Source organism: Pleionea sediminis, assembly GCF_007570825.1.
Taxonomy (GTDB): domain Bacteria; phylum Pseudomonadota; class Gammaproteobacteria; order Enterobacterales; family Kangiellaceae; genus Pleionea; species Pleionea sediminis.
The window spans coordinates 65,809-92,396 of the sequence record NZ_SUNB01000008.1 but is presented as its reverse complement, the minus strand read 5'-3'; the positions used below and the strand labels follow the sequence as shown (position 1 = coordinate 92,396).

The 26,588-nt window shown below is 37.2% G+C and carries 22 protein-coding genes and 1 pseudogene; 5 read left to right on the top strand and 18 right to left on the bottom strand.

The genetic code is table 11. The features are described from left to right. Positions 1 to 316 precede the first annotated feature (316 nt). Positions 317 to 820 carry a gamma-glutamylcyclotransferase family protein gene (locus FAX86_RS20180; RefSeq protein ID WP_144395308.1) on the top strand — a complete coding sequence of 168 codons (504 nt, stop codon included), beginning with the start codon at positions 317 to 319 and terminating at the stop codon, positions 818 to 820. A 234-nt stretch (positions 821 to 1,054) separates the two neighbouring features. Here FAX86_RS20180 and FAX86_RS20175 read toward each other — a convergent pair whose 3' ends face one another. From FAX86_RS20175 to FAX86_RS20125, 11 genes are all read right to left on the bottom strand, one after another. Beyond that, a complete protein-coding gene (locus FAX86_RS20175) occupies positions 1,055 to 2,749 on the bottom strand; it encodes a Na(+)/H(+) antiporter subunit D (RefSeq protein ID WP_144395307.1) in 1,695 nt (564 codons plus the stop codon). Further along, the gene (locus FAX86_RS20170; RefSeq protein ID WP_144395306.1) at positions 2,742 to 3,002 is read right to left on the bottom strand and encodes a hypothetical protein; all 261 of its coding nucleotides are present in this window, start codon (positions 3,000 to 3,002) and stop codon (positions 2,742 to 2,744) included. Before FAX86_RS20170 ends, FAX86_RS20175 begins: the two co-directional genes overlap by 8 nt. Further along, positions 2,999 to 4,459, bottom strand: a complete 1,461-nt coding sequence (locus FAX86_RS20165) for a proton-conducting transporter transmembrane domain-containing protein (RefSeq protein ID WP_144395305.1) — start codon at positions 4,457 to 4,459, stop codon at positions 2,999 to 3,001. Before FAX86_RS20165 ends, FAX86_RS20170 begins: the two co-directional genes overlap by 4 nt. Further along, positions 4,459 to 5,958 carry a monovalent cation/H+ antiporter subunit D family protein gene (locus tag FAX86_RS20160; RefSeq protein WP_144395304.1) on the bottom strand — a complete coding sequence of 500 codons (1,500 nt, stop codon included), beginning with the start codon at positions 5,956 to 5,958 and terminating at the stop codon, positions 4,459 to 4,461. Before FAX86_RS20160 ends, FAX86_RS20165 begins: the two co-directional genes overlap by 1 nt. Continuing rightward, positions 5,955 to 6,302 (bottom strand): cation:proton antiporter subunit C, encoded by a 348-nt coding sequence (locus tag FAX86_RS20155; RefSeq protein WP_144395303.1) that lies wholly within the window; start codon positions 6,300 to 6,302, stop codon positions 5,955 to 5,957. The genes FAX86_RS20160 and FAX86_RS20155 overlap by 4 nt, the downstream gene beginning before the upstream one ends. Then, complete coding sequence (locus tag FAX86_RS20150) at positions 6,299 to 7,291, bottom strand: DUF4040 domain-containing protein (protein WP_281286449.1); 993 nt, start codon at positions 7,289 to 7,291, stop codon at positions 6,299 to 6,301. Before FAX86_RS20150 ends, FAX86_RS20155 begins: the two co-directional genes overlap by 4 nt. Before the next feature lie 30 nt (positions 7,292 to 7,321). After that, positions 7,322 to 7,648, bottom strand: a complete 327-nt coding sequence (gene mnhG, locus FAX86_RS20145) for a monovalent cation/H(+) antiporter subunit G (RefSeq protein ID WP_144395301.1) — start codon at positions 7,646 to 7,648, stop codon at positions 7,322 to 7,324. Then, positions 7,648 to 7,923 carry an MrpF/PhaF family protein gene (locus FAX86_RS20140; RefSeq protein ID WP_144395300.1) on the bottom strand — a complete coding sequence of 92 codons (276 nt, stop codon included), beginning with the start codon at positions 7,921 to 7,923 and terminating at the stop codon, positions 7,648 to 7,650. The genes mnhG and FAX86_RS20140 overlap by 1 nt, the downstream gene beginning before the upstream one ends. An 8-nt stretch (positions 7,924 to 7,931) precedes the next feature. Further along, positions 7,932 to 8,399, bottom strand: a complete 468-nt coding sequence (locus FAX86_RS20135) for a Na+/H+ antiporter subunit E (RefSeq protein ID WP_144395299.1) — start codon at positions 8,397 to 8,399, stop codon at positions 7,932 to 7,934. A 60-nt stretch (positions 8,400 to 8,459) separates the two neighbouring features. Beyond that, positions 8,460 to 8,897 (bottom strand): Rap1a/Tai family immunity protein, encoded by a 438-nt coding sequence (locus FAX86_RS20130; protein WP_144395298.1) that lies wholly within the window; start codon positions 8,895 to 8,897, stop codon positions 8,460 to 8,462. Between the two features lie 735 nt (positions 8,898 to 9,632). Further along, complete coding sequence (locus tag FAX86_RS20125; RefSeq protein ID WP_144395297.1) at positions 9,633 to 10,031, bottom strand: response regulator; 399 nt, start codon at positions 10,029 to 10,031, stop codon at positions 9,633 to 9,635. A 534-nt stretch (positions 10,032 to 10,565) separates the two neighbouring features. On the opposite strand from FAX86_RS20125, the gene FAX86_RS20120 reads away from it, so the two are divergent. After that, the gene (locus FAX86_RS20120) at positions 10,566 to 11,360 is read left to right on the top strand and encodes a DODA-type extradiol aromatic ring-opening family dioxygenase (protein ID WP_144395296.1); all 795 of its coding nucleotides are present in this window, start codon (positions 10,566 to 10,568) and stop codon (positions 11,358 to 11,360) included. A 229-nt stretch (positions 11,361 to 11,589) separates the two neighbouring features. Here FAX86_RS20120 and FAX86_RS20115 read toward each other — a convergent pair whose 3' ends face one another. Next, positions 11,590 to 12,138, bottom strand: coding sequence for a hypothetical protein (locus FAX86_RS20115; protein WP_144395295.1), 549 nt, complete (start codon positions 12,136 to 12,138; stop codon positions 11,590 to 11,592). Positions 12,139 to 12,763: 625 nt separating this feature from the next. Here FAX86_RS20115 and FAX86_RS20110 point away from each other — a divergent pair. Beyond that, on the top strand, positions 12,764 to 13,015 hold the full coding sequence (locus tag FAX86_RS20110; protein ID WP_144395294.1) for an SH3 domain-containing protein: 252 nt from the start codon (positions 12,764 to 12,766) through the stop codon (positions 13,013 to 13,015). A 51-nt stretch (positions 13,016 to 13,066) separates the two neighbouring features. Here FAX86_RS20110 and FAX86_RS20105 read toward each other — a convergent pair whose 3' ends face one another. Both FAX86_RS20105 and FAX86_RS20100 read right to left on the bottom strand, forming a co-directional pair. Continuing rightward, positions 13,067 to 14,698 carry a hybrid sensor histidine kinase/response regulator transcription factor gene (locus tag FAX86_RS20105; protein ID WP_164503689.1) on the bottom strand — a complete coding sequence of 544 codons (1,632 nt, stop codon included), beginning with the start codon at positions 14,696 to 14,698 and terminating at the stop codon, positions 13,067 to 13,069. Between the two features lie 1,036 nt (positions 14,699 to 15,734). Next, positions 15,735 to 16,463 (bottom strand): annotated as a pseudogene (locus FAX86_RS20100) (cytochrome b/b6 domain-containing protein). Positions 16,464 to 16,688: 225 nt separating this feature from the next. Here FAX86_RS20100 and FAX86_RS20090 point away from each other — a divergent pair. Further along, on the top strand, positions 16,689 to 18,680 hold the full coding sequence (locus FAX86_RS20090) for a GGDEF domain-containing protein (RefSeq protein ID WP_144395290.1): 1,992 nt from the start codon (positions 16,689 to 16,691) through the stop codon (positions 18,678 to 18,680). 158 nt (positions 18,681 to 18,838) lie between these two features. Then, the gene (locus FAX86_RS20085) at positions 18,839 to 19,756 is read left to right on the top strand and encodes a hypothetical protein (protein ID WP_144395289.1); all 918 of its coding nucleotides are present in this window, start codon (positions 18,839 to 18,841) and stop codon (positions 19,754 to 19,756) included. A 90-nt stretch (positions 19,757 to 19,846) separates the two neighbouring features. Here FAX86_RS20085 and FAX86_RS20080 read toward each other — a convergent pair whose 3' ends face one another. From FAX86_RS20080 to secD, 4 genes are all read right to left on the bottom strand, one after another. Further along, positions 19,847 to 20,863, bottom strand: coding sequence for a discoidin domain-containing protein (locus tag FAX86_RS20080; RefSeq protein ID WP_144395288.1), 1,017 nt, complete (start codon positions 20,861 to 20,863; stop codon positions 19,847 to 19,849). Positions 20,864 to 21,188: 325 nt separating this feature from the next. Then, a complete protein-coding gene (locus FAX86_RS20075) occupies positions 21,189 to 23,291 on the bottom strand; it encodes a winged helix-turn-helix domain-containing protein (protein WP_144395287.1) in 2,103 nt (700 codons plus the stop codon). A 424-nt stretch (positions 23,292 to 23,715) separates the two neighbouring features. Then, the gene (gene secF, locus FAX86_RS20070; protein ID WP_144395286.1) at positions 23,716 to 24,666 is read right to left on the bottom strand and encodes a protein translocase subunit SecF; all 951 of its coding nucleotides are present in this window, start codon (positions 24,664 to 24,666) and stop codon (positions 23,716 to 23,718) included. Continuing rightward, positions 24,663 to 26,495 carry a protein translocase subunit SecD gene (gene secD, locus FAX86_RS20065; RefSeq protein WP_144395285.1) on the bottom strand — a complete coding sequence of 611 codons (1,833 nt, stop codon included), beginning with the start codon at positions 26,493 to 26,495 and terminating at the stop codon, positions 24,663 to 24,665. The genes secF and secD overlap by 4 nt, the downstream gene beginning before the upstream one ends. Positions 26,496 to 26,588: the final 93 nt, after the last annotated feature.

Sequence of the window (26,588 nt, the reverse complement as noted above, 5' to 3'; positions counted from 1 at the left end):
ATTAAAATAGTCATTGATTAAAATTATATGTTTAAACAATGCGCTACCGAATTGATGCTGTTAATTCCAATCATTGATTAATGGCTTGATCACATATGAATATGACGCCTTGGCTAAAAACTAAAAATAGTCATAATTGTTATCATTATAACGAATTGTTTTTAGACCTAGGGTCAGTCATACGCTTTAACTGGCTCAAATTTTGGAGTCTTACTCTCGATTATCGTTAATTTCTGTCTTGAGTTAACTAAACAGAAGTTGTTTAATATTCTATATTTATCCGTGGTGGATTAATAAACCGGTATTGTTATCCGATATGTCATTGATCAATTATTTTGCGTATGGCTCTAATATGTCGCTTAAAAGAATGCGCTCTCGTGTGCCGCAAGCAAAAGCAAAAGGGTGCTTTTATTTAAATGAATTTGAATTGAATTTTCATAAAGAAAGTGACGATGGTTCAGCAAAATGCAACGCTCAAGCGTCTCCTGGCATTCAAAATTTAGTTTATGGTGTTTTATTTGAGATTCCAGAATCGGGGCTGTACTTGTTAGATAAAGTAGAAGGACTTGGAAATGGTTATGAAAGACAAATCGTCACCATCGAAAATTATGAGCAGGAAAAAAAGGATGCTTTTATTTACGTTGCTACAAGAATAAACGACACACTCAAGCCTTATTCCTGGTATGTCGAACATGTAGTGCGCGGTGCTTTGGAAATGAAATTACCAAACCATTATGTCGAGCAGAAAATTAAAGGAGTTGAATCTATTACTGATCTTGATATTGAGCGAGCACGACGAGAAAGATCGATATATTTTTAATTTCTCATTTCTACAGTTTTGTGAAATCGTTGAGTATAACGTATGGATATTGATATGGTTTTTGGTTATCACTTATCACTAAGGTTACGATTTGCAAACTTCAATATTAGGGGCTCTCTTCGGAGTTATTTATGAGTATTCCATTGAAAACTTTTAAAGTTAGGCAGAACGACTGTACGAAAATTTACAGTCGAGCTTTGACTTTAGGAATACAAAACACAACTTATTTGTGGGCTATATAAAATTCAACATTAAAAATAGAGAAAGAAGTATCGAAATCCAGCCTACCATGGCTCCCGTTGATGGGTTTCCTGTAACGATTGTACTCACCAGTGAATTATTGGCAACTCGTTTTACAATGATAATAGCAGGCTTTGACAGCAATAAAGAAATCGTATCTATTGTTCGACGAGTCGCTGCAATGATTAAATGAGCAGCGGCTGGTAAGACACGTCGGTATACCCAGTCGAAATCAAGGTTGGTTGAGTGAATTTCTTCGGGGTACCAGCCTTTTCGAATTAAAGTAGTAAACGCTAATGCAGCAAATAACAACAGTTGCAACTGTGTAATAACATGTGCTGTCGTATAAGGAGCGTAATCAACTGCATAAGGCAGTATGGCGTACAGTGGTTCAGGGTAAACACCGATACCAATACATAAACAAGCCGTAATTCCCATAGCGAGTAGCATATTCCAGGGAGCTTCTTTAACTCGGTGTCCGGCGTCATGATAAAAGAATGAGAAGAAGGGGACTTTAATACCCGAATGATCGACGACTCCAGCAGAGGCAAAAAGTAACACCGTCCAAATAATCCATTGGCCTTCACCGGCAACCGCGGTCAAAATCATGGCTTTAGTGACAAAGCCTGAGAAAAGTGGAAAAGCCGAAATGGACAACGCTCCGATGATACAAAACGTGGTGGTCCAGGGCATAGACTTATAGAGTCCTCCAAGTTCACTGGCTTTTATTGTGCCGACTCGGTGAAGTACAGCGCCCATTGACATGAATAATAGAGCTTTATAAAGAATATGGGCAAAGGCATGGGCTGCTGCGCCATTGATTGCAAGTTCAGTTCCGATTCCAACACCCACAACCATATAGCCGAGTTGATTGTTTAAGCTATAAGACAATACTCTACGTAAATCATTTTCAATAACCGCAAAGAAAATTGGGAATGCTGTCATCGTGGCACCGATAATGACCAGGATGTCCTCGCCGGCATAGCCTCGTGCTAAAGAGTAAACGGCGAGCTTGGTTGTAAATGCGGAAAGTACGACAGTACCGGTAACCGTGGCTTGAGGATAAGCGTCTTGCATCCAGTTGTGCAATAAAGGAAAGCAACATTTAATACCAAAGGCAATAAATATCAGCCAGCCTGATAAACCTTCGAGTCCAATGTGTTCAAACTTTAGTGAACCGCCGGTTTGATAAATCACTAAAGCGCCACTCATGAGAAGTAATCCCGAAATCACTTGAATCACAAGATATCGGAAGCCAGCGCGATTCGCTGCCTCAGTGCGAGATGCCCAGATAAGCATAACGGAAGATAAGGCCGTTAATTCCCAGTAGATAAAAAGTGTAACTAGATCGCCTGCTAGAACAGCACCAATGGCAGCACCGGAATAAATTAGAGCGGAAACTTGTTGTTGACGGTCTTTAACATGCCAAGCATATAAGCCAGCCAGCGTAGCAGCAATATGGAAAATGACAGTCCAGATAAAACTGAGGTGATCAATTCGTAAAGTAATTAATTCCATACCCAAAAGAGTTAACTGTCCGCTTTCACCTTCGGGTAAATAAAGGAACCAAAAAAGGGATAATGTCGGAACAATTACTGCCCATAGCCCTAATAATCGTTTGGGTAAGGTTAGAGCGAGTAATCCTCCTGCCATCATTAAAATTGCAGGATTTAATAAAAACTCATTCATCGTAATAATCCTCATCCCGTTTTACAAAACGTCTGAGTAGTTTTGCACTGAAGACAATGAAGCAGTAGGCGATAAAACCAAAGATAGGATAAAATCCAAAAGTGCCATCAAAGCTAAAGTAAGGATGTTTGTGATAAATAAAATCGACTGCGACTAATATGAAGCAGAGCGCCCAAAGTAGCCAAACAATCTTGGTGACATTTTCTGGACGGTCTAACCAATATTTACGTTTGTTATCTTCGTTAGTGGTCATGAGCCGAGCCCCGCTTCAAGTAAAAATTGATGAAGATCACTGGCATAGACGAACATAGCAATGCACATTAAAGAAGTTATCATGATCGCTAAAACGGAAATTGAAGGAGCCTCTTCTAAACGGGCATTCTCTGGCGCAGGTTTGAAAAAAGCTCTTGCTGGAATTTCTAACAAATAAACAATGTTCAACAATGAACTGATCGAAAGTACGATTAGCATTGAGAAATAGCCGCTATCAAGCGAGCCGAGCATTAAGAACCATTTACTCCACATTCCTCCGAGCGGCGGTAGCCCGATAATTGATAGTGAAGCCAATCCAAAAGCGGCAAACGTTAAAGGCATAACTTTTCCCATTCCATCAACTTCACTTACTTGCGTTTTATGGTGGGCAACATATATTGCGCCAGCACAGAAAAATAAGGTGATTTTGCCAAAAGCGTGCATGACGATATGCAATGTGCTGCCAACAACCGCCGACTGACTGATTAAAAGTGCTCCCAAAGTTACATAACCTAATTGGCTAATCGTCGAGTAAGCAAGACGTTTTTTTAAATTGTCTTGTCGCATGGCTATTAGTGATGACATCAAAATAGTAAACCCAGCGATATAAATTAGCCATTGCGTTATTTCTAAATTCTGTAAAGCGTCTGCACCAAATATAAAAACACAAATTTTTAAAACACTGAATACCCCGGCTTTGACAACGGCAACTGCGTGTAACAGAGCACTGACTGGCGTTGGTGCAACCATTGCTGCCGGCAACCAACGATGAATAGGCATCAGTGCCGCTTTTCCTACACCAAAAACATAAAGTATTAATAAAAACGACATTAGTATCGTTGAAGTTGAAGTAGTGAATACTCCGCCTTGACTAAAAGAGAGGGTGCCAGCAACAACCCAGGTAATAATAATTGCAGGAAGAAACAGAAAGATTGAAGTACTGATTAAAATTCCAAGATAAGTACGTCCACCTTCCTTCGCTTTATCCGTTCCAGCATGAGTCACTAAAGGGTAGGTACTTAAAGTTAATATTTCATAAAAGACAAAGAGTGTGAATAAATTTTCTGAATAGGCAACCCCCATTGCTGCACTAATCGCAATGGCAAAACAGCTATAAAAGCGCGTTTGATGTTTTTCGTCATGGCCACGCATATAACCGATGGCGTAAAGCGTTGTAATAATCCAAAGAAATCCGGCAACTAAAGAAAAAACGGCCCCCAACGCATCAACTTTAAAATGCAGTGAAAGTCCCGGGAGAATTTCCAACCATTTTAACTCGACAATATTATTTTGCGCCACTTGCTGATAAACACGCCACGTGAAATAAAACACCAAAATACCGGTGATGATAGAAACACCTTCTCGTACATTGGGCCAGCGGCGGGCCATTAAAATTCCAATAACAGCAAGTAGTGGAAGTAAAAGAATATAATTTAATTCATTTGAGAAAGCTTCCATTATGCTCCCCCAAATAATAGCTGTGCTGCTTGCTGACTAATGGACACTGGAAAACGGGTATCAATACCAAAGTAAATGTTTGCCAAGATCAAAATCCACAACGGGATGAGTATTAAAACTGGAGCTTCTCTGCTTGTCGTTGCTGTAACATTTCCCGCAGCATTCTGTAACTCTTTGGGAGGTTTAAACCAGGCGGCTTCAACGACTCGCCAAATATAAATAACGGCGAGTAATGAACCCAATAAAACGAAACCAATGATGTACCACTGTTGTTGTTCAGCAGCTGCGACGACCAGGTACCACTTGCTAACAAACCCGACGGTTAATGGGACACCTATTAAACTTAAACCGCCAATTACAAATGCAGCAAATGTCCAGGGCATTTTCTTTGCTAAACCATTAAGGTCGTCTAGCTCGACCTTGCCGAGTTTTAAAGCAACGGCTGTCAAAGCAATGAATAAACCTCCTTTCATCAACGCATGATTAAATAAGTGAAGCAAGCTCGCTTGTAGCCCTGATACAGAATCTAATCCGAAGCCTAATATCATATAACCAATTTGTGCGACGCTGGAATAAGCTAACATACGCTTAATGTTAGTCTGATAAATAGCGGTCCATGAAGCGATAATAACAGCCATGATACCAAGAGTGATAAATACCATGTTAATCATGTATTTAAACTGAGGCGCTGAAATTTCGTAAACATCAAAGTTAAAACGTATGAGTAAGTAAATTGCAACCTTAGTTGCTGTACCGGCAAGAAACACGGTTACGATGTTCGGTGCATAAGTGTAGGCATTGGGTAACCAAAAATGCAGAGGAAATAAGGCTAATTTCAAAGCGACGCCAACCAAAATAAATGCGTAGGAAGCCAAAACGGCATTTGATGCAGTGACAGCGGGAAGACGCTCAGCAAGGTCATGAATATTGAGCGTACCGGTCATCATATACATAAGACCGATTCCTATGAGAATAAAGGTCGCGCCGATGGTGCCAACGATCAAGTATTGATAAGAAGACCATAGAGCTCGACGATCATCACCCATTGCAATTAATGTGTAAGTCGCTAACGAGGAGATTTCCAAAAACACGAAAATATTAAACGCATCACCGGTTGCAGTTATTCCTAACAGTCCAGCAAGACACAACAAAAATGAAACATAAAATAAAGGTTGCTTTGGTTCTGCAATTTCTTTTGATATTCCATCTTTGGCGGCAATTAAAGTTATAGCCCCTAGTGCTGAGACAATCACTAAAACAAATGCATTAATAAAGTCAATTCGGTACTCAATACCCCAAGGTGCTTCCCATCCTCCGAGCATGTAGCTAATCGTACCCTGTGCTTGGACTTGCATCAATAAAGCGATGCTTGTGATTAATGTGAGTACTGAAACTAAAATGGAAAACAGCCAGGCGAGATTGGGTCTGTTTAATAACAAACAAGCAGGCGCACCCAATAAAGGTATAATAACCTGTAGAATAGGGAGATGACTAATCACAGCTTATCCTGTTTTAAAATAACGCTTTCTTCAACCGATCCATAATTGGCTTTGATTCGAATCACCAACGACAATGCTAAAGCTGTCGTGGCAATACCGACGACAATCGCTGTCAGAATTAATACATGAGGTAACGGATTAGAGTATAACTTAGCACCTTCGACAACAATCGGTGCGGTACCGCCATTGACTTTCCCGGCACTGATATAAAAAATGAATACCGAGGTTTGAAAAATATTTAACCCGATAATTTTTTTTACTAAATTACCACGTGCAATGACGATGAAAAAACCAATCATCATTAAAGCGATCACCACCCAATAATTAAAAAGATCGAGTATCATTTACGCAGCTCCTGTATTACTTTTTCAATATTCTCAATGAACGAGAAGAAAATGAGTATCATTACACAAGCGACGGTTATGCCGACACCCAGTTCAATAACGAGTATTCCGATGTGCTGGGCTGTCGTTGGATTTTCCGCTAAAACGTGATAGTCGAGAAAATTTTTGCCATTGAGTAAAGACACCACACCGACGCTTCCATACAATAAAACTCCAATAGCGGAGAAAACTCTTACAAAAGTTTGGTTCACAACTTGGTGCGCGTATTTAACACCAAAGAACAGCACGTATAAAATTATAGCTGCCGCAAAAATCACTCCTGCTTGAAACCCTCCGCCAGGTCCGAAGTCACCATGGAATTGAACATAGAGACCAAAAATAAGAATAGGAGGAATTAAAATTTTTGATACGATTCGAAGAATCTTATGTTCGTCAATTGCAATTATGTCATCAATCAAATGAATGTTGCGACGTCGACGTCGAAAATTCAGTAATGACAACACTCCGATTCCGGCAGTAAAAATAACAACCACCTCTCCTAACGTATCGTAGGCTCGATAGCTCGCTAATACCGAAGTTACCATATTGGGGATACCGATTTCTTCAGGAGACTCTTTAATGTAACGTGGGGCAACATGTTGGTGAGCTGGTGCGTCTGCGGCCCCAAAGGCTGGCATATCAAGTGTGCCAATAATTAACAGGATGCCAGTGATTATAACAAGCAAAAGAGCCACTTTCGGTATTTCGGGATCGGTTGGTTTTTTCTGATAGCGACCAACGCTGGCTAAGGTAGCAAGCATTAATAGGGGAGATACGCCAGCACCGACTGCTGCTTCAGTAAACGCAACATCAACGGCATCCATCGACATAAAAAAACTGGCCGAAATAAGACCGTAGATACTAAACAACATAGTGACCGCTAATAAATCTCTACTTTTGGCAATAAATAGAGAGGTTAATAGCAGTATCGATAGCAGTGTAATATTGATAACAATGTCGATGACGTTAACCTCCGAAGATCAGTTTCGATCTTCGTTACGTTGCTTTAAGTTAGTCGGCTTCAATCCTGACTTCCATGCAGCTTTTCCTAAAGCATGGCTGGCCGTCGGACTGGTGAACAGTACTAACAGTAAAATTAAAATAAGTTTTAGTAATACGATTCCCCAGCCTGCGATCAGCATTAATCCGATGAGTATTAAACTCGCCGCTAAAGTCTCTGTCACACCTGCCGCATGAATTCGCGTGTAAAAATCGGGAAAGCGAATAACGCCGATTACACCAGACAAAACTAAAAATGAACCAGCGAGCAAGCAGACTCCGCTAATGATACTGACGATAAGTTCCATTAGCTTTTATCCTCTTCTCTTGAGCGTCTTGTTATTTCGACAAAGCGCAATACGCCGATAACGCTAATAAAATTAATAAGCGCGTAAGTCAAAGCAACGTCCAAAAAATCAGGGCGACCAAATAAAAATCCCATTACGGCGATGATTAAGACAACTTTTGTACCGATGAGGTTTCCGGCAAGAATGCGGTCAAAAACCGTCGGACCCGCAAAAGCACGAATTAATGCCAATGCTATGACAACTAGAAGCGTTATTGTTGTTATTATCAATGCCATTGATTCAATTACTCCAGCTCGGTCACAAGTCGATCCATTTCTCCTTGCTCCAACTCTTTAATTCCATCAGAGGTTAATGAGTGAACAAGAACATAATCGTTCTTCAAGTCAACGGAGAGGGTGCCTGGCGTCAGGTTAATCGAGTTCGCATAAATGACTCGTCCCATGTCTGTTTTTTGTGTTATTGCGAGCTTTTTTAGCTTTGGTGATAAGTCGGGGTTGATTTGCCATACTCGACGCGCCACATCGATATTACTAATAATAATTTTCTTCATTAACCAAAAATAATAGGCTAGAAGTTTTCCAGACAAGTGAATGGGCAATGTTTCGTGATCAACCACATCCATTCGATGAGCTATCCACACAACAAATAAGACAGATATCAAGCCAAATGACAATAGCAACGGTGTATAGTATCCTGAATTTACAATCCATAAAATACTTAGAACTAGTGTGATACTAATGGTGTGACGCATAGCTACCTCTTTAAACAATATCTCTATTAGTAAATAATAGATAAACTTTTTATTTTGCGCTTAAAGATCGCACCGATAGTTAGTATCGAGTATTGACACTACAAGAGAGTTCGCCATTCGGTGATGTTGGGAACTGTAGTTAACATCTGCGATATGTTTTGCCAGCTCGAAAATTGTTTTCTCTTTTGGAATACAATATTTTGCATTATTAATAGCTTGACTCGTTACATCGTTTTTGGGAATACGAGTTTTAATGGCCCTTATAACAAATTCTGATGGCAATTGACCTTTTTCGATAACATGCGGAGATGCATCCAAGAATCCTTGTAAATAAGCAGCACAAATATTAGGTGTTTTTGTGGAAGTGAACTCTTTGCATGAAGCAATCAATCTACTTCCATTAAGAGGCACCATTTCCTGACTTAAAAGACTGCTACTAAATACCGCCGACAACAGAATAAATAAACTCTTACTTTGTTTAAAACTTGAGATACCCATCAGACCACTCAAAACTATTATTGAAGAGAATAATTCACCACTCTGCCACTAATAATGCAATTAATCAAGAAGTTGCGTTAGTCTGAATACTTTAAGTTTAAGTTGAACAATATTGGTCCAGCTTTAGTACGTCCGAGACTCTTAAATGAAGAGAGTTCGCCTTTTTTCGGGTGTTTAAACACTGGACTTGGACCGTTTTTCGTTAACCAATTGAAACGGGCAATTGACGCGAACTGTAATGATTCATTCAATGAAATTAACCATCACAAAATAGTAATTGTTATCAAATCAATGGGTTTGATGCTTTGCAGCAAAAATTGTTGTGAAATACTCGGGGTCGGCATTGAAAAATAAATGCCGTAACGTAAATACTTATTTGTCGGGTCTTTGTGATTGATCGATTCGAATTATTTTGTGCTGGTTAATTGCATAAACCTGCCATAGTGAGTTCCTCGCATGGGTACTTTGCATAGTCAAATGAGTTTATTCCTTCTAAGAAGTCTTCAGATGTAACTTCTAGCTTACCGATTATTTTGAATTCGATAGAGCTTCATACTTTTATCGATTTAAGGCTCGTTGGCAACTAATGTTTATCTTAATGTGCTTTGACTGATTAGGTATTTGGCGGGGATTTCATAAATAAGCAATTAATTGTGATTAAATAGATAATATGAGGATAAAATTTATAAAATGAAAATAACGTCATTATGAATCTAGTTGTAAATAATATCAGTACTATTTAATGTTTAGAATATTCGTTATTTTGTTTACCAAAATAGTTGCATCGACTGGCTTTTCAATAAATGCATTAAAACCGAGTTGAGAGGCCTTTTCTATTTCACAATCTGAAGCCGAAGTGATTCCGATGATTGGACAAGAGCAACCTTTACTTCTTAATTGAACAGTCGTAGCAATTCCATTGAGCTTAGGCATATTGAGATCCATTAATATTAAGTCAAAATGTTTCTTCTTAAATAGCTCAAGTGCTTCGTTTCCATCCGCTGCTAGGTGAATATTCATACCTAAATGAGCGAGCAAATCATTGAGCAATGTGCGAATCATTAATGAATCATCGACGATCAATACGTCAGTACCTGCTAAGAATGTTTGACTTTCCTTAGTAGGGCACATCATAAAGATTCTCCTGTAATGATTCAAAAGAAAAACTACAAAATCACAATTAATATTTGTCAAGAAAAAATCAAACTGTCTAATGAGTCGATTTTGAACACAATATAAGTTTAGTCGATACCAATTGTTTTTTTCAATTAATCGAGAAATTACGAGTTTTAACAATAGGAATTTGGTTTATATCAGTAGTCTTAATAAAAGTAGGTGCTTAGAATAAACCTTAAATAAAGTATTTGGTTTATTAACCTTAATTATTAGGTGGTTAATTGCTTGATATTAGTTTTGTATTTTAATATGAGATGTTTTTTGTTGTGAGTTTTTAGTCATAAAGCTACTTATAGTTGCTCAAATTGTCGAAGAAAATAATGACAGTAGGTTTGTACATGAATGCTCCAATTATAAAAATGAAAAAAAACAGAAAAAAGGTTCTGTCACTATTTGTTGAGACTTCAATAGTATTTTTTTTGTGCACATGGTTATCCACTATAATTGTGGATAACTTATTAAATCAGAACGATCTGTCAAAGTGAATAAGACATGCGTACCATTCTATATATTTCACATGGTGGTGGACCATTGCCTTTATTAGGTGATTTAGATCATAAAGAAATGGTGAGTAAGTTAAAAAGTATCGCTGTGGAAATTGAAAAACCAAGTTCAATTTTAGTAATCAGTGCTCATTGGGAGGAAGGGAGTCCAACAGTAACCTCTTCTCAAAATCCGCGACTGATTTATGATTACAATGGCTTTCCTGCAGAATCTTATTCTATACGTTACCCTTGTGCCGGTGAGCCTAATTTGGCTCACTCTGTTCAAAAAAATTTGGTGAATCAAGGGATCGATGCTCAAGTGGATGATCATAGAGGATTTGATCATGGTATGTTTGTTCCACTTAAAATTATGTATCCAGCTGCAGATATACCATGTGTGCAATTATCATTGGTCAACTCTCTTGATTCACAGTTGCATGTCAATATCGGAAAGTCACTGGCAAAATTGGACTGGGATAACCTTTTGATCATCGGTTCTGGTTTTTCTTTTCATAATATGCATGAGTTTTTTTCCAGAGAAAGCGCATTAGCGAAAGAAAAAAATTACAAGTTTGAGCAATGGTTGAGAGATACAGTAAGCGACAAAAATGTTTATGAGAAAGAGCGGGAGTTAAAACTGGTTCACTGGGATAAAGCGCCTTTTGCTCGATTTTGTCATCCCAGAGAAGAGCATTTATTGCCTTTACATGTTTGTTACGGTATGGCGACTAGAGCAATTGACGACGTATATGAGTTAACCATTATGAAAAAATATGCCTCTATTTTTCGATGGACTCAGTAGCTATATCGACATTGGATGATACAGCCTTCTTTAAATAGAAGCATGCAGAAAAAATATCAATCAAATGATTGGCCTTATTAAATGAAATACTCAGCTGGAATTTAAAGTTATCTACTTGGTGGAATATTGCTCAAGTTAGATATAGCAAATATATTGAAAGAAAACTTTTTGCTCTTAGCTTTACTGTTACACAATAGTAAAGCTAAGAATCCGGCCATATATTATAGCCTTAATCTTCGCCGTTTACTTGATAATAAACGTGTTTAATAACGTCTCTTTGTAAATTCTGAATGGATTGATAAATCTCAGGAATGTATTTATCGTAGTCTCGATGCCATTTAGATAGTGATACTCCAACAATTTCTGCTCGTTTGCGTTGGCTTAGCTTATTGATGCCGGTGCTTGAACATCGACTACAGACTTCAATTTGATTCTCCTCAATCGCGTAGCCCAAGCCATCACACGTTTTGCACTGATTACCAAAAACAGCTTCGATAAGCATCAATTTGCTAATGCCTGCAATAATCTCATTATTGAATTTTAAATTTAGATCGCACAATTTCTCACGAACTGTCTCATTGAGTAATACGAGTAAATTTTGAGACGCTAAAACATCTTCACAATATTTTGCACGAGCGTAGTAATAAGTCAGTTTAGGTAAGTTACCATATGCAAGTGAAGCGGCTATATCATAATTAGTAATCGCTGTAACACCTCGACCGACTGAAGAAAGGTTACAACCCTTAACGGAAAGTTTTGTTATTAATTGTTCAGCCATTCTAAATCCCCCTCGAATTAATATTTATATGTTTGGTTTGCTGCCTGACTGAACTTACATTAATTTTAATTTGATAAAACAAAGAGTTAGGATAATGTCCGTTGTGTGTATGAAAATGTCCGATAAGAATAAGTACATCTGTTTAATCTAAATGCTTATAATCTAAAGAGCGTGATAGGTAAAAGAGAGTTTGCAAATGTTATTTATATTCTGAACATTTTTTGATGAGAGAATAGAATCATCTTAGCCGATGCGTTTTTAGTTTAATGTTTTATCTGTGCATCGCGTTAAATTAGTATTTTGTAAAATCTCGTTAAGATTACTCTAGAGTTTTGATTGGCTATTTTTAAAGCTAAAGATAAATCAAAAAGATGTTTTAATTTTAAGTTAAGCTATACCGCCAATTTTAAAACTAGATAAAAGTGAATTTATGATTGACACTTGAAACATTATTATATTTAATATTGTTATCTTAACCACAGGCTCAATTTCTTTATTATCTGTGGTAATTCATTCCTGATACACTCCTCGTTTACTAATCGTAGAACTATTAATGATTATTCATAACGGTGATGCCTTTGGCTTACCGTGTTTAGCTGTATGCTACAAATTTAGGATCAATATTTTGAAAGAAATAAAAACACAAGAAAAATCAAATGTAATGGATGAATCTTGTTACAGGCTTGCAGAGATAATAGAGGCCTGTGATCGTATAGAGAGTCAAGGGAATATTTTTTCATTTGGTAACGAGTTAAGTCGAGGGCAAATGGTATGGGTTATAGATGAAAGTGAAAGTTGTTATAAAGTACTTTTTGAAAACTCTGGGTGGGTCCAAAAAAAATATATCACGGTGGATAACGATTTCGAACTGAAGTAGTCTGAGGTATCAAATATATCGAGCATATCCATAGTATGCATAAGAAATTGACTAGTAGCCCAACTGAGTTTCTTCATAAATACGAGATTTTTTAGGGTTGTCATTTTTAGGAGGGTGGCCAAATTTCTTTTTGTATTGTTTTGAAAAGTAAGTTGGTGAAGAAAATCCCGACTTAGCCGCTACTTCGGATACTTTTAAACCTTGTAATATGAGAGGTCGAGCTTTGTCGAGCCTGTAATCATTAAGGTAATCTCGAGGGGATTTTTCAAATGTATCTTTAAATTTTCTAAGGAGTTGGCGTTCGCAAAGAGAAGCTTCTGCAGCTAATTTTTGAATAGTTAGATTATGGTTCATATAGTTTTGTTTGATGTAATCTATACTACGTTCCATTGAAGACTTATTCTTTGATGTTAGGTGCTGGTTTTGCTTAATGCTTTTTGAGTCTGATTCTTTGGCATGAGACAAGGTGATCTTTCGGTTAATTATTAGAGAATTTAAAAGTTCTCGAAGTTCAATTACGTCATATGGTTTGGTTAGATAAGCATCTGCACTTTTCTTGAATCCACGGATTCTGTCTGAAATATTGGATTTTCCAGTTAGAAGAACAACTGGAATGTGGTTCGTTGCAGGGTGATTTTTAAGTGTGTCCAGTAATCTAAATCCGTCCATTCTAGGCATATTAATGTCAGATAAAACGATATCGGGTTGCTCAACTAAGGAAACCTTGGCTGCCACTTCACCATTTTCGACAGCTATGACATTGTAAAATGGTTCTAGTTGTTCTTGTAATAAGGCGAGCATCTGATAGTTGTTTTCGACAATCATTACTTTATGCTTACTCGAGTTTAATTTATGCAGATACAGTAGTTTATTAAAGTTCTTCGTATCGTCACTTTGTGTATGGACTGTATTTGTATTAACGGTTTCAAAATTTGTTGCGTATGAACTTAATTCGTCTCTCTGATATTCGAGGTATTCTAAATATTTGTTAAAGGAAACAATAAATTTTGTACCAGAGCCGATTCTACTTTCTACTTTAATGTTACCTTTATAAGTATCTACTATCTCTTTAACAACCGCCAAACCGATTCCAGAACCTTCTTGAACAGGAGGGGTTATGTTGGAGCATCGATAAAAGCGTCTAAATATTAATGGAAGTTCAGCATCCGGTATGCCAATGCCCGAGTCTTCAACGATAAATTGATATTCATTATTCAAATCGATTAATTGGACACCCACAGATCCCCGTTTTGGTGTATATTTAATCGCGTTTGTAATTAGATTGACGAAAAGATTCTCTATTTGCTGTGGATTGCATAAGTGTTGAATATCGGGTGTAATAGTAGAGGTTAGAGTTATCTTTTTTATGTTAGCCAAAGGCTGAATTTTTTCCAGAATATGTTCAGTTAATAAAGATACTGAACAATTTTCATAAGTATTTTCGGTGAGACAATAACCATTTTTCGTACTTTCCGTCAATTTGCTAATGATTGACGTAATTTGATGTGTAACTTCATCAATTACACTGAGAGTTTTATTAATTTCTTTTGAGCACTCTTTTGCCATGGAGTGAGCAGCTCGACCTTGAATTATTGCGATAGGAGTTTTTAATTCATGGGATAAATTTTCAAATTGTTGGCATTGACGCCTAAACATAGCCTCGATAGTTTGTTTTTCATTCAATATTTGTTCTGTTTTTACTCGAAGTGCTACTTCAATATCAAAGTTTTTAGTCGTTCTTCGAATCTTTATCAAAACAAATAGAAACAGAAGTATCAGGAGCAAGACGTTTGAAATGATTATTTTATAAGAATACGTGGAAGCGAGTTCAAATAACCAAATATCTTCAACATAGAATATTAGTAGTGTAAGAAATATCAAACCATGAGTTATTTTGAGAAACTCATTTGTACTTTTTTTCATTTTTTTTCGTATTGTCTTTTTATAATTTTAGTTATTGACTTGCTTCTAATTTATGTGTATCGCCGAGAGGTGTTTATTGCTAATCGCTTAGTCATTGGCTCGCTATCAAGGTTCTTATTCCTGGAACATAAATATTTAAAGCTCTTCAAACAATTCAGGAAAATTATATCTTCAAAGTTAGAATTCGATTTTAAATTGGACGACAAACCTTTTAAATTGGGCGACAAAAAGATATTTTGAATATAAATTTAAATATTTTCATAGGTTTACTAATGTCCTTACTATTTATTATTAGAGCATTGGAGAGTCAGTTAAATACCGAATAAAAGATTGATGCAAGTTTTTACAGCCAATTATAAGCTGTGTCGAACAGGGATTGATCATTTAAAAGGTCGTATTTTTACAAACACCTGAGTATTAATATTAACCAATTCAAATGTTGTATAAGTCGTTGCTGATTGATCGGTCAAGACAAGAGATATTAAATTTCGAGTTTTGATATTTCAAAGGTATGAGTTTTAGACAATCGATATTTTGAGCTGAATCGGCAGATGTGTCTTAAAAGTCTGTAAACTACATTTAACGGTTACTCTTTCTATGGAGAGTTCTCAGAGTAGGTAGTAGAAGCCGTTATTGTATAGACAATGCATTTAGACCTGTTAATGCAAAGTAATTTAATTCTTTTTGTATGCTCCTTTTGAACTTTTTGAAACTTTTACTTCCCCGTATGACACTTTTTGTCAAATTTGTTACTTCCAATTTCCAAGTAATCTAATAATTCAATCGCCACTATACTTTAGCGTTTATCTATATCGTATTTAAACTTGTCCTGTTCCAGCTCTGATAGGTGAAGTTTAAGATTTATGAATGATAAAGTTCTGCTTTCCGTATCAAATTTAACCAAAAGATAAGTTCCGAAGCAAACGGCCATCACTAAAAATAACCCTGCTGAAAGTCGATGAGCAGGAATTTTCGTTGACTGGAAAGTAAAAACACATTTTTGGCCATTGATCATACTTTTACCGATAGGATCATTATGTTTTATCGTGTGAATAGCAATACCTGTTAAGTGCAGTACCATAATAATGATAAAGCTATTCGCCAGTAATTCATGGATTTCTTTGATAACTTTATTACCTGCCCCTGAAGTCATAGTGATCCCGGTCATCCCTAGACCTAGCCCAATTAGTAACATGAGTAAAGTGGCCCAACTTGATGCCGGATTGTGACCTATCCAAAGTTCAGTTTTATCAATCAGAATGTCTTTTAGATATTTGCAAAGAATTTTAGGGTTCTAGGCAAAGTCTGAAAGTCGAGCATGCAGGCTACCGATAAATCCCCAAATAATTCGAAAGACAATTAAGAAACCCAGCATTAGCCCAAATATCATGTGATATGAAAAAACGATCGATTCATCATTTATAGTTTTCACAATCGTGTAGGCAATGATAAAGCTGATGGCGAATAGCCAGTGAAACAGTCTAGTGGGCAAATCATAAACAAGCTGGTTGATCTTTGGGCTCATGAAATAAGCTCTCTTCTACTGATAGGTTGCCCTAAAACTACACTTTCGCTCATAAATTCGTCATTAAACATATGTCTCATAAGAAAGAAATGTAGCGAAAAAGCGGTTGCTTTTGTATTTTAATTATTAGCGCAATTGGTCTATTCTGAAAGCTAGGAACTGTATTTTCTGATTTGTCTTTAGTTGTGTATTTTGCAAATAAAAACAATAAATATCAAAGGTTTAATGACTACTCATCCTATTTCTATCTTATTGTGTACGTTAATTTTCGCAGTTGCTAGCTATGCTATCCAGGCCGAAATATTTACTTTTAGAGATGTACTTGCGTTTGAAGCCCGAGTAGGGGACTTGCCAAGCAAAAGTCGCGATGAGAAAGAAGCTCTTCTAAAGCGAAAATTGCGCAATGCAGCAGAAGGTGTAGAGCGTTATTTTTTCCAACGAGAACTGGTGTTGTTCTTGACTAATTATCGAAATCGTAAGGATGCCATTGAATATTGTTTATCACGACCGCCACTAGAGAATGATTATCTATATCGAGCCCACTGTGCTTTTGCCGAAAGTGAAGAGTCGGCATTGTTGGAAGAAAAGGTTGTGCAAATCATTACCGATGCGGTTAAGAATAATGACCTTAATGATAAGGCTTTCCTTCTAAACCGTCTCGCCTGGTGGATGTCACAACGAGGTGAAATTGCGACTGCTTTTGCCTATTATGAAGAAGCTTTAATCTCTGTATCGTCAGAAAACACATCATTACTTAATCAAATTATGTTTGATGCTGCAACTAACTACATTGCACATGGTAATGATGAGTATGTAAAGCGCGGTATAGATTTAATGAAGAAGTTTCGTAAATCAATGTATGAACAAAAAGAAGACGCAACTGATCCCAATGTAATTAATACAATTAACAGAAGCATTATTCTTTCTGAGTTTAATTCAGGTATTGCCTATTTGCTTCACTTAGAACAGTACGATCGTGCACTAGATGCTTTTCAACCATTATTCGATCTTAACAGCGACATTAGTGCTAATGCGCTCAGTTTTTCGGCTTATGCTGCAGCACAAACTCAGCAAATAGAAAAAGCCAAAGAATTGTATGCCAGAGCAGAGAAAGAACGTGATGGCTACGCAACGATTGATCAATACCTTGCCTGCTATCGAAGGTTAGCTGAACAATCCTGGAATCCCGAAGTCAACTTAACCGATTGCATGATGATTAAACCTGATACGGCATTGGAAGTTCAAATTCATTTGTTTAAGGTTCTGTCTAAAAATTCGAACAAAGACGTGCAGCTCTATGGTTTAAAAAAGCTAAGGGATATCTTCGAAAATAAACTCGAGAAAAAGCTTAAAAATCAGATCAGTCAGACGGCTTCAAATGTTGAAATGAAACGTTTACAGCGTGAGTCTGAGCTGAAGTCAGTAGTTTTGGAACAACAAAAACAACTACGACGGGCAATTGATGAAAAGCATGAGAATCGTAGTAAGCTGTTTATTGCGATGTTTGTAATTTTCCTTTTTGTCATCGCGCTTATTTATATACAGTTTCGACATAAGAAGAAAATGGCTGATCAGTTCGAAAGGATGAGCCTGCGAGATTCCTTAACTAAGATAGGAAATAGACGATTCTTTGAGCATAACATTGAACGAGAGTTATCTTTCGTTAAAAGAGCCAATCTAATGGACCATGAAACGAAGCTCTTATTCTGTATTTTCGATGTCGATCACTTTAAAAAAGTTAACGACACTTTTGGTCACGCTGTTGGTGACGATGTGTTAAAGGAAATGGCGCAACGTATAAATCATTTAATTCGTAGTACCGATTTGTTTGTACGTTGGGGAGGAGAAGAGTTTATTTGTATTTTTCGGGTAACCGAGGATGAGCAAATTCCACTACTGGCGACTCGATTATTGTCGGCAATTAATAATAGCCCATTTCTTTTAAATCATGGTGAACTCTCTTTAAACGTCACGTGTACCGTCGGTATCGTGGCTTTTCCTTTCATCGACACAAAAAATATTGATGATTGGACTAAGTTGGTGAGTCTTGCGGATTTAGCTTTGTATCATGGAAAAGAGCTTGGTAGAAACTGTTGGGTTTATCTCGAAAATATTAATGTGAAAAATGAAGCTCAGGTTGATACTTTGTTAGCTCAGAATATAGAGAAGTCTGTAGAGCATCAACTGATTGCAATTTCAACATCCAAAGAGCAATAAAATTTGATTCATACAATAGGGGTTAGTTGTCGATGCATTTTTGTATTTTCTGTAGAATCTCGATTGAAGAATGCTTCATCGTTCAAATACACATTATACTGAGAGCATAAGGCTAATTTTGCTAAACTCTTTTTTAGGGTGATTCGGAAATAGATGCGATGACTCAAATTGACAATACCGGACAACAAGAGCTAGAGCTGATAAGAAGGAAGCGTAAAGCTCTTGAGCAACTTATACGTTTTGCAAAGCAAATTGTTAGACAAGAGTCTGCGATGCAGGATGTTTTACAGCTCGCAAAGCCATCACAGCGAATATCGAAACAATGCTACCGCTATTTAAAAGTTCTCAATAAAAAGGAAACTGCTTTAACAACACCAGAAATTGAGCAACAACTTAGTAAGTTAGATGTCATTGTATCAAAACAAGTTGCTAAACTGTTCTCTCTATCTTATGGCGCTATTAAAAATATTTCTGATGAATCACTAGAGATAGAGTTAAAGAAAATAAAAACTCTGTTAGATGGATTTAAGCAAAGAACAGAATTAGCGGTTGCTTTGCGTTTGGTTTTACATGAACGAGGTGTGGTGACTCAAAGACTCGTTCTTCCAATTCCTCAAGAAGCTCTCTATTCGAAAATTGATCAGTTGAAGGAGGAGGAAACCCAGGTCCGTGAACAAGTAAGACTGAAAATTGAAAGCATTATTGATGATATTAAGGTCATGCGTCAGTCTGAAGCACTACCTGAATCTATGAAAAATGAGTTAAAAACAATACATCAAGTGATGCTAAATAACCTAAGCCATATTAAATCGGGTAAAAAAATCGAAGACATGCCTGTCAACTTTGAAGTAATTGATATGGGGGAGGAGCTCAGTTCGTCTGTGAATGAACCTACTAAAATTAGCGTTGATAATGGAGCCGTGGTTAAAGAAGATAATCTTAAAGAGGAAAAGAAAACAAGTCAAAGTCCCTCTGACGATCCCCTTTCAACTGTATCTCGAGTGTTAGAGGTCGACACACATCAATCGAATAAATTGAGTTGGTGGAAAAAGTTACTGCGCATTTTCAAAGGTTAAGTATATTTAACGTCTTCTTTATGAAAGTGGAGCAAAGAAGGGCAGATTAGCCAGATTGCAAATCTGCCCTGTCGAAGAAACGATTTCTCCTTAATACACTTCTAGCTCATTCACTCGAACATAAATGTATTGATTATCCGGACCTCGTCGGCCAATGACCCGTAACTTTGACCCAATGGCGGGCGCAAAAGTATGTGTTCTTCTCACACTGGTGTTTCCACGTTGTGTAACGACAGTATTCCAGCTTCTGCCATTCCAAACTTGGATATCGTAATCCTTTATCTCATAGCCTAAACTGGTATAAAGAACGACTTTTGAAATTCTTTCATACCGACCAAAGTCCAATTGTAACCACTGAGGTAAACGACCATCAGGCGTATACTTGTGTCCATTTGCCCAACTGTATGCACCACCAACACGAACATTTTTGTCACCGTCATTAACCTTTGCTGGGCTATAACCCGGGAAAGAAGATTGAGCTGAAGCTCTCGCTTTTCGAGCAAGATTAACGGCTGACTCATAAACTTCCAGTTCGTTAACTCGACCGTAAATGTATTGGTTATCTGGACCACGAAGCGCCATCACTCGAATCACATTTCCAGACGTAGGTCTAAAAGTATGAACACGAGAAACGTTAGTGTTCCCTCGCTGGCGAACGACAGTAATCCAGTTACGTCCACTACGAATTTGAATATCGTAGTCTTTCAGTTCATAACCACGGCTAGTATAAAGAACGACTTTTGAAAAAGTCCTCTCAGTTCGATACGCTAATTGCACCCAGTTTGGTAATCGACCATCAGGAGCATAAGTATGTCCATTTGCCCAACTGTAACTGCCTCCAACGGTTGTATTTCTATCGCCATCATTAATGTTGCTGGCACTGTATCCAGGAAAGGTAGACTGCGCAGTCGCATAGCCTTGACTCGCGATATTGCCCGATGTGGTAAATTCTTTGGTTGGAACTTGTTCGATAACGGTAACATCATCTGCTGATTGAAGGTCCATTTTAGTGACGACTTCATCAGTAATATCAAGTTTATTAACTGCTAATAGAGATGTCGACAGTAACGCTCCGACGCTCAATGCAAATAACTGTTTGATATTCATAATTTCTCCAAATTTTTATAGTTGTAAAAAGGCATCAAATGTTTTGATTTGTTTTTTTAGTTATTAGGTTGTTCATTGCTTAAAACCATTAAAGTTGAAATGCGTCCTCAAGCAACGCAGTGAGAAAGTAATCGAAAATGCGCTATGAAATTATGAAATTGACTTGAAATAATTTTCATAAGTTTGCGATTTTGTGAAATTTCACAAGTTTGTATTTCATATCCTATTGAAGGAATGTATGAGAAAGTGAACTTGTTTAATTTGATTACCAAAAGGAAAAGCCAAATATGAAATGTGTATTGAGATTTGAAGTTTTTAGAGTGACTTAGAGTGCTTGTCTGATTTTTAAACAGTTTGATTCGCTAATAGTTGAACAAAGGCTTATTGCTCTCTTTTTAAGATATTTGTAATCCGTGCGGTAAAGGTATCTGTTTGAAGGCGTTAACCCATTTTTGATGCGTTTTAAATTTTCAAAATACTTATCATTAGAATTATCTGAGTAATGCAACAGAAGCATTGTTTGATATTCATGTAGCATTATATATTTTAGGGCTCTGAATTTGTTTTTTGCACTATCCATTGCTTGTCGGATAGCATTAAGACTCATTTTTTCATTCCGTGCTACGGAGATTCTTATCTGAGTTGTCAGTACCGCATCATAAATAATATCAGACGGAGTTAATTTATGACGTTGAATAATATCAAGGGCCAGATTTATCCATTGATTCGCATCAACAATATTATCTTGATAGAGTTGAGAACGTGAAATAAGCATAATATTTTTGATGTTTTGGTCATTTCCTTCACCCATGCTTTCAGTCGTAATTTCTATGGCTTCCTTTAAATGATGAACAGCAGTATCAAGCTGACCGGTCATAAAATAGTGCTCACCTAAATACCCATGTATTTTAGCCATTTCTGGATGAATGTTTGGATACAAACTCTTCCTTATGTCGAAAGCTTGTAACAGCATTTTTTCACCGAGCTCCCACTCCTGATTCCAAAAAGTTAAAGTCCGACTGAGTTGCTCTAGCCCACTCGCTGTTTTCTCATGTAACAAACCATATGTTTCTTTATAGATGTTTAAAGCTTGCTCACTTATTCTTATTTTTTCACTTTGATCCCAAACAAACCAATTTAGTAGCCACAAGGTGTCTGCGATTTCAATGGCATTTGAATTGAGTATATTCTTGTATATTGCGAGAGACTTTCGAGTAACTTGTTCTCCAATAATTAAGCTTTCTGAGCGGTTGCAATAGGGAGCGACGCAGTGTAAGTGGCTTTTACCAGAATAGTAGTATGCTTTGGCGAGCAAATACTGATTATCTCTGTGATATTTTTGGACCTGTTTTAGGGTTGTTTGCGATAAAGTGAGTGCCTCTTGTCGATGGTTGAGTTCAATTAATAAGTTTATGATATCAAATTGCATTTTAATCGATTCTCGTGAATGAGGTCCGTACAAAACTTCAATCAAGGTTTCAATACGACTTACGATTATTTGAGACTCTTCATAAAATCCCGATAATGTATAGAGCTCCATTAAACCGTCAAGCATGCCAATTTTTTCGGCATCAGGACCTACAAAAGCATCAATTTGACTAAGAGACTTTTTCAATATTGTTTTTAATGTGCTCCTATCTTGTTTTGGTGAGTTTTGATATCTAACGAGAATGTCTTGATAGAAGTTTTTCTTCGATTGAATTTCACTAACCTTTAATGATTGCCTTTCTACTCTTTTATTCATCTGCAAGTATAGATAAGTGCTCGTGGAGGCTAGTAGCGATAACAGTAAAAAAGTGATAGATCTGACTATCGACATTCGTTCAATTTGATACGGTAATATTTTTCTAATTAATTTAGAGAACAGGTGTTTAGACACGAGTTTAAAGTTGTATTCTGATTTAGAAGATATCGCCGTATATGGCTTGCTTTTTATGCCCGTATCATTTTCTTTAGTCTTTGATGCAGTTTGATTGATGGTTTCATAATGCGGTAATTTACGACGTTTATACATTATATTGGCATGTAAACGATATCCCTTTCGAGGAATTGTTTTAATAAGTGACTTTTTATTATCCTTTAAATAGCTGCGTAACTCTTTAATGCTTTGTTTTAGAACATTTTCACTAACTTGACGTCCTTCCCAGACGCGTTGAAAAAACTCTTCACTTTTAACCAAATTACAATTTCTTTCAATTAGAATATTAAGGACCAAGGCGGTTTTTTCTCTTAATTTTACCGAAGGTTGGTTCTTATAGGTTAGGCTTCTTTTCTCGCTACAATAAATCCATTCATCTTGTATAACGATGTTCTGGAGGAGGTGTTCCTGTTGGTTGGTTTCTGAACTTTTTTTGGGATCAATGAAATATTCTCTTGGGGTGAGTTCGTTCTCTCCTTGTATTCCTTCACAGTTAAATACTTTGTTCATTGATTTATGACTTAGTAGTATAGCTATTGAATTTATTGTTTTTTCTGAAGATGTGTTGACTAACAGAGTTTTAAAGAGATAACTCCTTTATACGTCTAATCTCGCAAACAAATGTTTTTCTAATGATTAATAGGCTAGAAAGGTGCAATATATGATGTATCATCTGCAGTGTCTACTCACAAAGAGCTACCTTAGTCTTTTGAGATTTTAGATAAGAATATTATTTGGCATATATTTCAAAAGAGTTAAGTTTTATGTAAGTAGCAGAGATATATAACATTTATCTCAAATGGTGAGTAAAATAAAGATTTTTTCAGCTAAGTTTATTATATTAAGAGATAGTAAAAGGAAGTCATGTTTACGACTTCCTTTTATATGACCCGGCCATATTGTTCTCGAGTCATTCAAAAAGCCAGTATTGATTTCACGGTGATGTCGAAAAAGCCTCTGCCTCTTCACGACGTTTCTTGTAATAATCGACACTTAAGCCTAGAAACTCGGGTAAGGTTGCCGAAATGCAGATCGAAGATAGTGTGCCCACCAGAATTCCGACAAATAAGGCCAATGAAAAGCCATGCATTGATTCTCCTGCAAGCCAACCAATTGAAGCGATTGTCGCCAGTGTCGTTCCGGATGTAATGAGAGTTCGAGTTATTGTTGATTGAATCGCTAAATTAATTATTTTGCTAAGGGAATGGTGACTATTTTGCATCATTAGTTCCCGAATGCGATCAGCAATAATAATTGAGTCATTTAGTGAATAACCGATAATAGCCAATAAGCTAGCAAGAACGGTCAGGTTAAACTCAACTTGCGTCCAGGCAAAAACACCAAGTACTATCGTCACATCATGAAACAACGCAAAAATTGAGCTTACTGAAAATCGCCATTCAAACCGAAATGCCAGATAGAGCAAAATAAGTAGCATAGTAGTTAGTAATGCGAGTCCTCCTTGTTCTTTGAGTTCTTGTCCTATTTGTGAGCCCATAAAGTCGGAATCAAGCCATTCGATATTGATATTAGACTGCTTGAAGTATGGCATTTCTTGAATTTTTTCTAACCATATATGGCTTTCTGTTTGTTCTGTATGATTATGATCTTCAGTGACAGGTGGCTCACGCAAGGTCCAATGTGTAGAGTCATTCGATGTCGTTAGGATAAAGTCATTTGGAAGAATCGACTCCAGTTCTTGCTGCATCCGTGTCCGTTCAACCGGTAAACTGGTTGAGAATTCCGTTAAAAACCCACCGGTAAAGTCAATGCCGTAGTTTAACCCTTTGGTCGAAAGTCCAATGATTGAAGTTACCATCATAATAATGGCAAGGCCGAAACTAAAATAGCGAATGAAAGAATATTTATCGAGTAATAAGTTCATAACTTAACTCCTGATGTAAAATGATGACGTCGAGCGAACCCGAAAATTAAATGGGTTAACATTTTGGCGATAAAGAGGCCGGTAAATAAGCTGGTTAATACCCCAAGGCCTAAAGTGACGGCGAATCCTTTAATTGGTCCATAACCAATAGTAAACAAGATAAAAGCTGCAATTAACGTTGTTATATTCGCATCGAGAATTGCGACAAAGGCGTTTTTATATCCTTGTTCAATGGCGAGTGGCCAGCTGAGGCTCTTTCTTCGTTCATCCTTAATTCTTTCGAAAATGAGTACGTTCATATCAACAGCGATTCCTACTGTCAGAACCAGGCCGGCGATTCCAGGTAAAGTCAGCACGGCCCCCGGTAACATTGACATTAAACCGACTAAGCACAATAAGTTGAATATTAGCGAGCAGTTTGCGATAAGTCCTAGTCGCCGATACCATAAAGCCATAAACGCAAAGGTAATACCAAAACCTAAAAGCAACGCGGATAATCCATTGATAATGTTTTCTTCACCTAGAGTAGCACTGGTCGTCTGTTCTTTATCTATAGTAATTGGTGCTGATAGTGAGCCCGCTCGTAAAATTAATGCTAAGTCGTGAGCCTTTTGCGTACTTGACATATTAGTAATACTGAAGCGTGAGCCCAGCTCTTGTTGAATGGTTGCAATATTAATTATGCGACTTTTCTTATTTACGTCGCCATTCGAATTTTGATAATACTCAGAGTAAACCGTGATAATGGGACGACCGATGTTTTGGGATGAAAACTTTAACATTTTATCGCCACCTACATTATCCAAGGTCAAATTAACGAGAGGTATACCAAATTCATCTCGACCGGCATGCGCATTTTTAATATTCTCACCAGTAAAGATTGGAATCGGATCAACCCGAACAGGTTCGCCGTTGTCGGTATTGAATGTTTTATTACTATTAACTTGTGGTTGATAAAACTCTAACGAAGCTGTTGCTCCTATAATTCGTCGAGCTTCGGAAGGATCTTTAACACCAGGAAGTTCAATGCGAATTCGATGGTCTCCCTGGCGTTGGGTTACCGCTTCGGTAATTCCGAGTTCCTCTATGCGTCCGCGTAGTGTGGTTAATGTTTGCTGCATTACTTCTTTTACAAACTTACTTTTTTCCTTTGCGGTATAGGAGAGTACCACCTGGTTTTTATTGGCGAACTGGAAAGTTACTCCAGGAAAGCTGGAAGTGATTTTTTCTTGAATAATTTTAAAGTCTTTTGTCTTTTGATATTTTATAACGATTTCATCAGACTTTTGATGAACAAATTGGATGCCATATAATTGGTTGTTACGAGCCACAGAGTCGATCATTAACTTTATATGTTTTATTCTTTCCTCAAAAGCTTTATCGAGATCGACGTTGAGTATAAACAATACGCCTCCATTCAAGTCCAGGCCCAGTTTAATAGGAGACAAGTCGAGAGACTTCATCCATTGTGGTCGTTGATCCTGTGTCTCGATTTTTATGTGATAATTACTGCCGTATTTCTTCACTAAAAGCTGATTAAGCTCAGTGCTTTTACGACTCGAATCGTGAGTTATCGTATAAACTTGGTCGCTCTGATGGATTGACTCAAGATTAAATCCCTTCTGACTCAGATCTCGCTGTAGAGATTTAATATCAATTGTCGAAGCCATAGTGTTCGAAGGAGTCATGACCAGCACGTCTTTGGACTGATAAAAATTAGGAAGTGCGTGTATGATAAAAAACGTCAGTGAAATAATTACTATCAGGTAATGCCATTTCGAATAACGCGAGAATGAACTTTGTGTTTTCTCTTGATTAAAATTTTTCATAAAATCCTCACCACGGTCATTAACCCTCTGCAGTAAAACGTTTTGGATTACTGAAACTGGCTGTCGCAGCGTGCTTCAAATAGGGTTTGAAGC

Excerpts from the sequence above, each read along its gene's own strand:
- FAX86_RS20180 (WP_144395308.1), top strand. The coding sequence starts at position 317 with ATGTCATTGATCAATTATTTTGCGTATGGCTCTAATATGTCGCTTAAA.
- FAX86_RS20175 (WP_144395307.1), bottom strand. The coding sequence starts at position 2,749 with ATGAATGAGTTTTTATTAAATCCTGCAATTTTAATGATGGCAGGAGGA.
- FAX86_RS20170 (WP_144395306.1), bottom strand. The coding sequence starts at position 3,002 with ATGACCACTAACGAAGATAACAAACGTAAATATTGGTTAGACCGTCCA.
- FAX86_RS20165 (WP_144395305.1), bottom strand. The coding sequence starts at position 4,459 with ATGGAAGCTTTCTCAAATGAATTAAATTATATTCTTTTACTTCCACTA.
- FAX86_RS20155 (WP_144395303.1), bottom strand. The coding sequence starts at position 6,302 with ATGATACTCGATCTTTTTAATTATTGGGTGGTGATCGCTTTAATGATG.
- mnhG (WP_144395301.1), bottom strand. The coding sequence starts at position 7,648 with ATGGAACTTATCGTCAGTATCATTAGCGGAGTCTGCTTGCTCGCTGGT.
- FAX86_RS20140 (WP_144395300.1), bottom strand. The coding sequence starts at position 7,923 with ATGGCATTGATAATAACAACAATAACGCTTCTAGTTGTCATAGCATTG.
- FAX86_RS20135 (WP_144395299.1), bottom strand. The coding sequence starts at position 8,399 with ATGCGTCACACCATTAGTATCACACTAGTTCTAAGTATTTTATGGATT.
- FAX86_RS20130 (WP_144395298.1), bottom strand. The coding sequence starts at position 8,897 with ATGGGTATCTCAAGTTTTAAACAAAGTAAGAGTTTATTTATTCTGTTG.
- FAX86_RS20125 (WP_144395297.1), bottom strand. The coding sequence starts at position 10,031 with ATGATGTGCCCTACTAAGGAAAGTCAAACATTCTTAGCAGGTACTGAC.
- FAX86_RS20120 (WP_144395296.1), top strand. The coding sequence starts at position 10,566 with ATGCGTACCATTCTATATATTTCACATGGTGGTGGACCATTGCCTTTA.
- FAX86_RS20115 (WP_144395295.1), bottom strand. The coding sequence starts at position 12,138 with ATGGCTGAACAATTAATAACAAAACTTTCCGTTAAGGGTTGTAACCTT.
- FAX86_RS20090 (WP_144395290.1), top strand. The coding sequence starts at position 16,689 with ATGACTACTCATCCTATTTCTATCTTATTGTGTACGTTAATTTTCGCA.
- FAX86_RS20085 (WP_144395289.1), top strand. The coding sequence starts at position 18,839 with ATGACTCAAATTGACAATACCGGACAACAAGAGCTAGAGCTGATAAGA.
- FAX86_RS20080 (WP_144395288.1), bottom strand. The coding sequence starts at position 20,863 with ATGAATATCAAACAGTTATTTGCATTGAGCGTCGGAGCGTTACTGTCG.
- FAX86_RS20075 (WP_144395287.1), bottom strand. The coding sequence starts at position 23,291 with ATGAACAAAGTATTTAACTGTGAAGGAATACAAGGAGAGAACGAACTC.
- secF (WP_144395286.1), bottom strand. The coding sequence starts at position 24,666 with ATGAACTTATTACTCGATAAATATTCTTTCATTCGCTATTTTAGTTTC.
- secD (WP_144395285.1), bottom strand. The coding sequence starts at position 26,495 with ATGAAAAATTTTAATCAAGAGAAAACACAAAGTTCATTCTCGCGTTAT.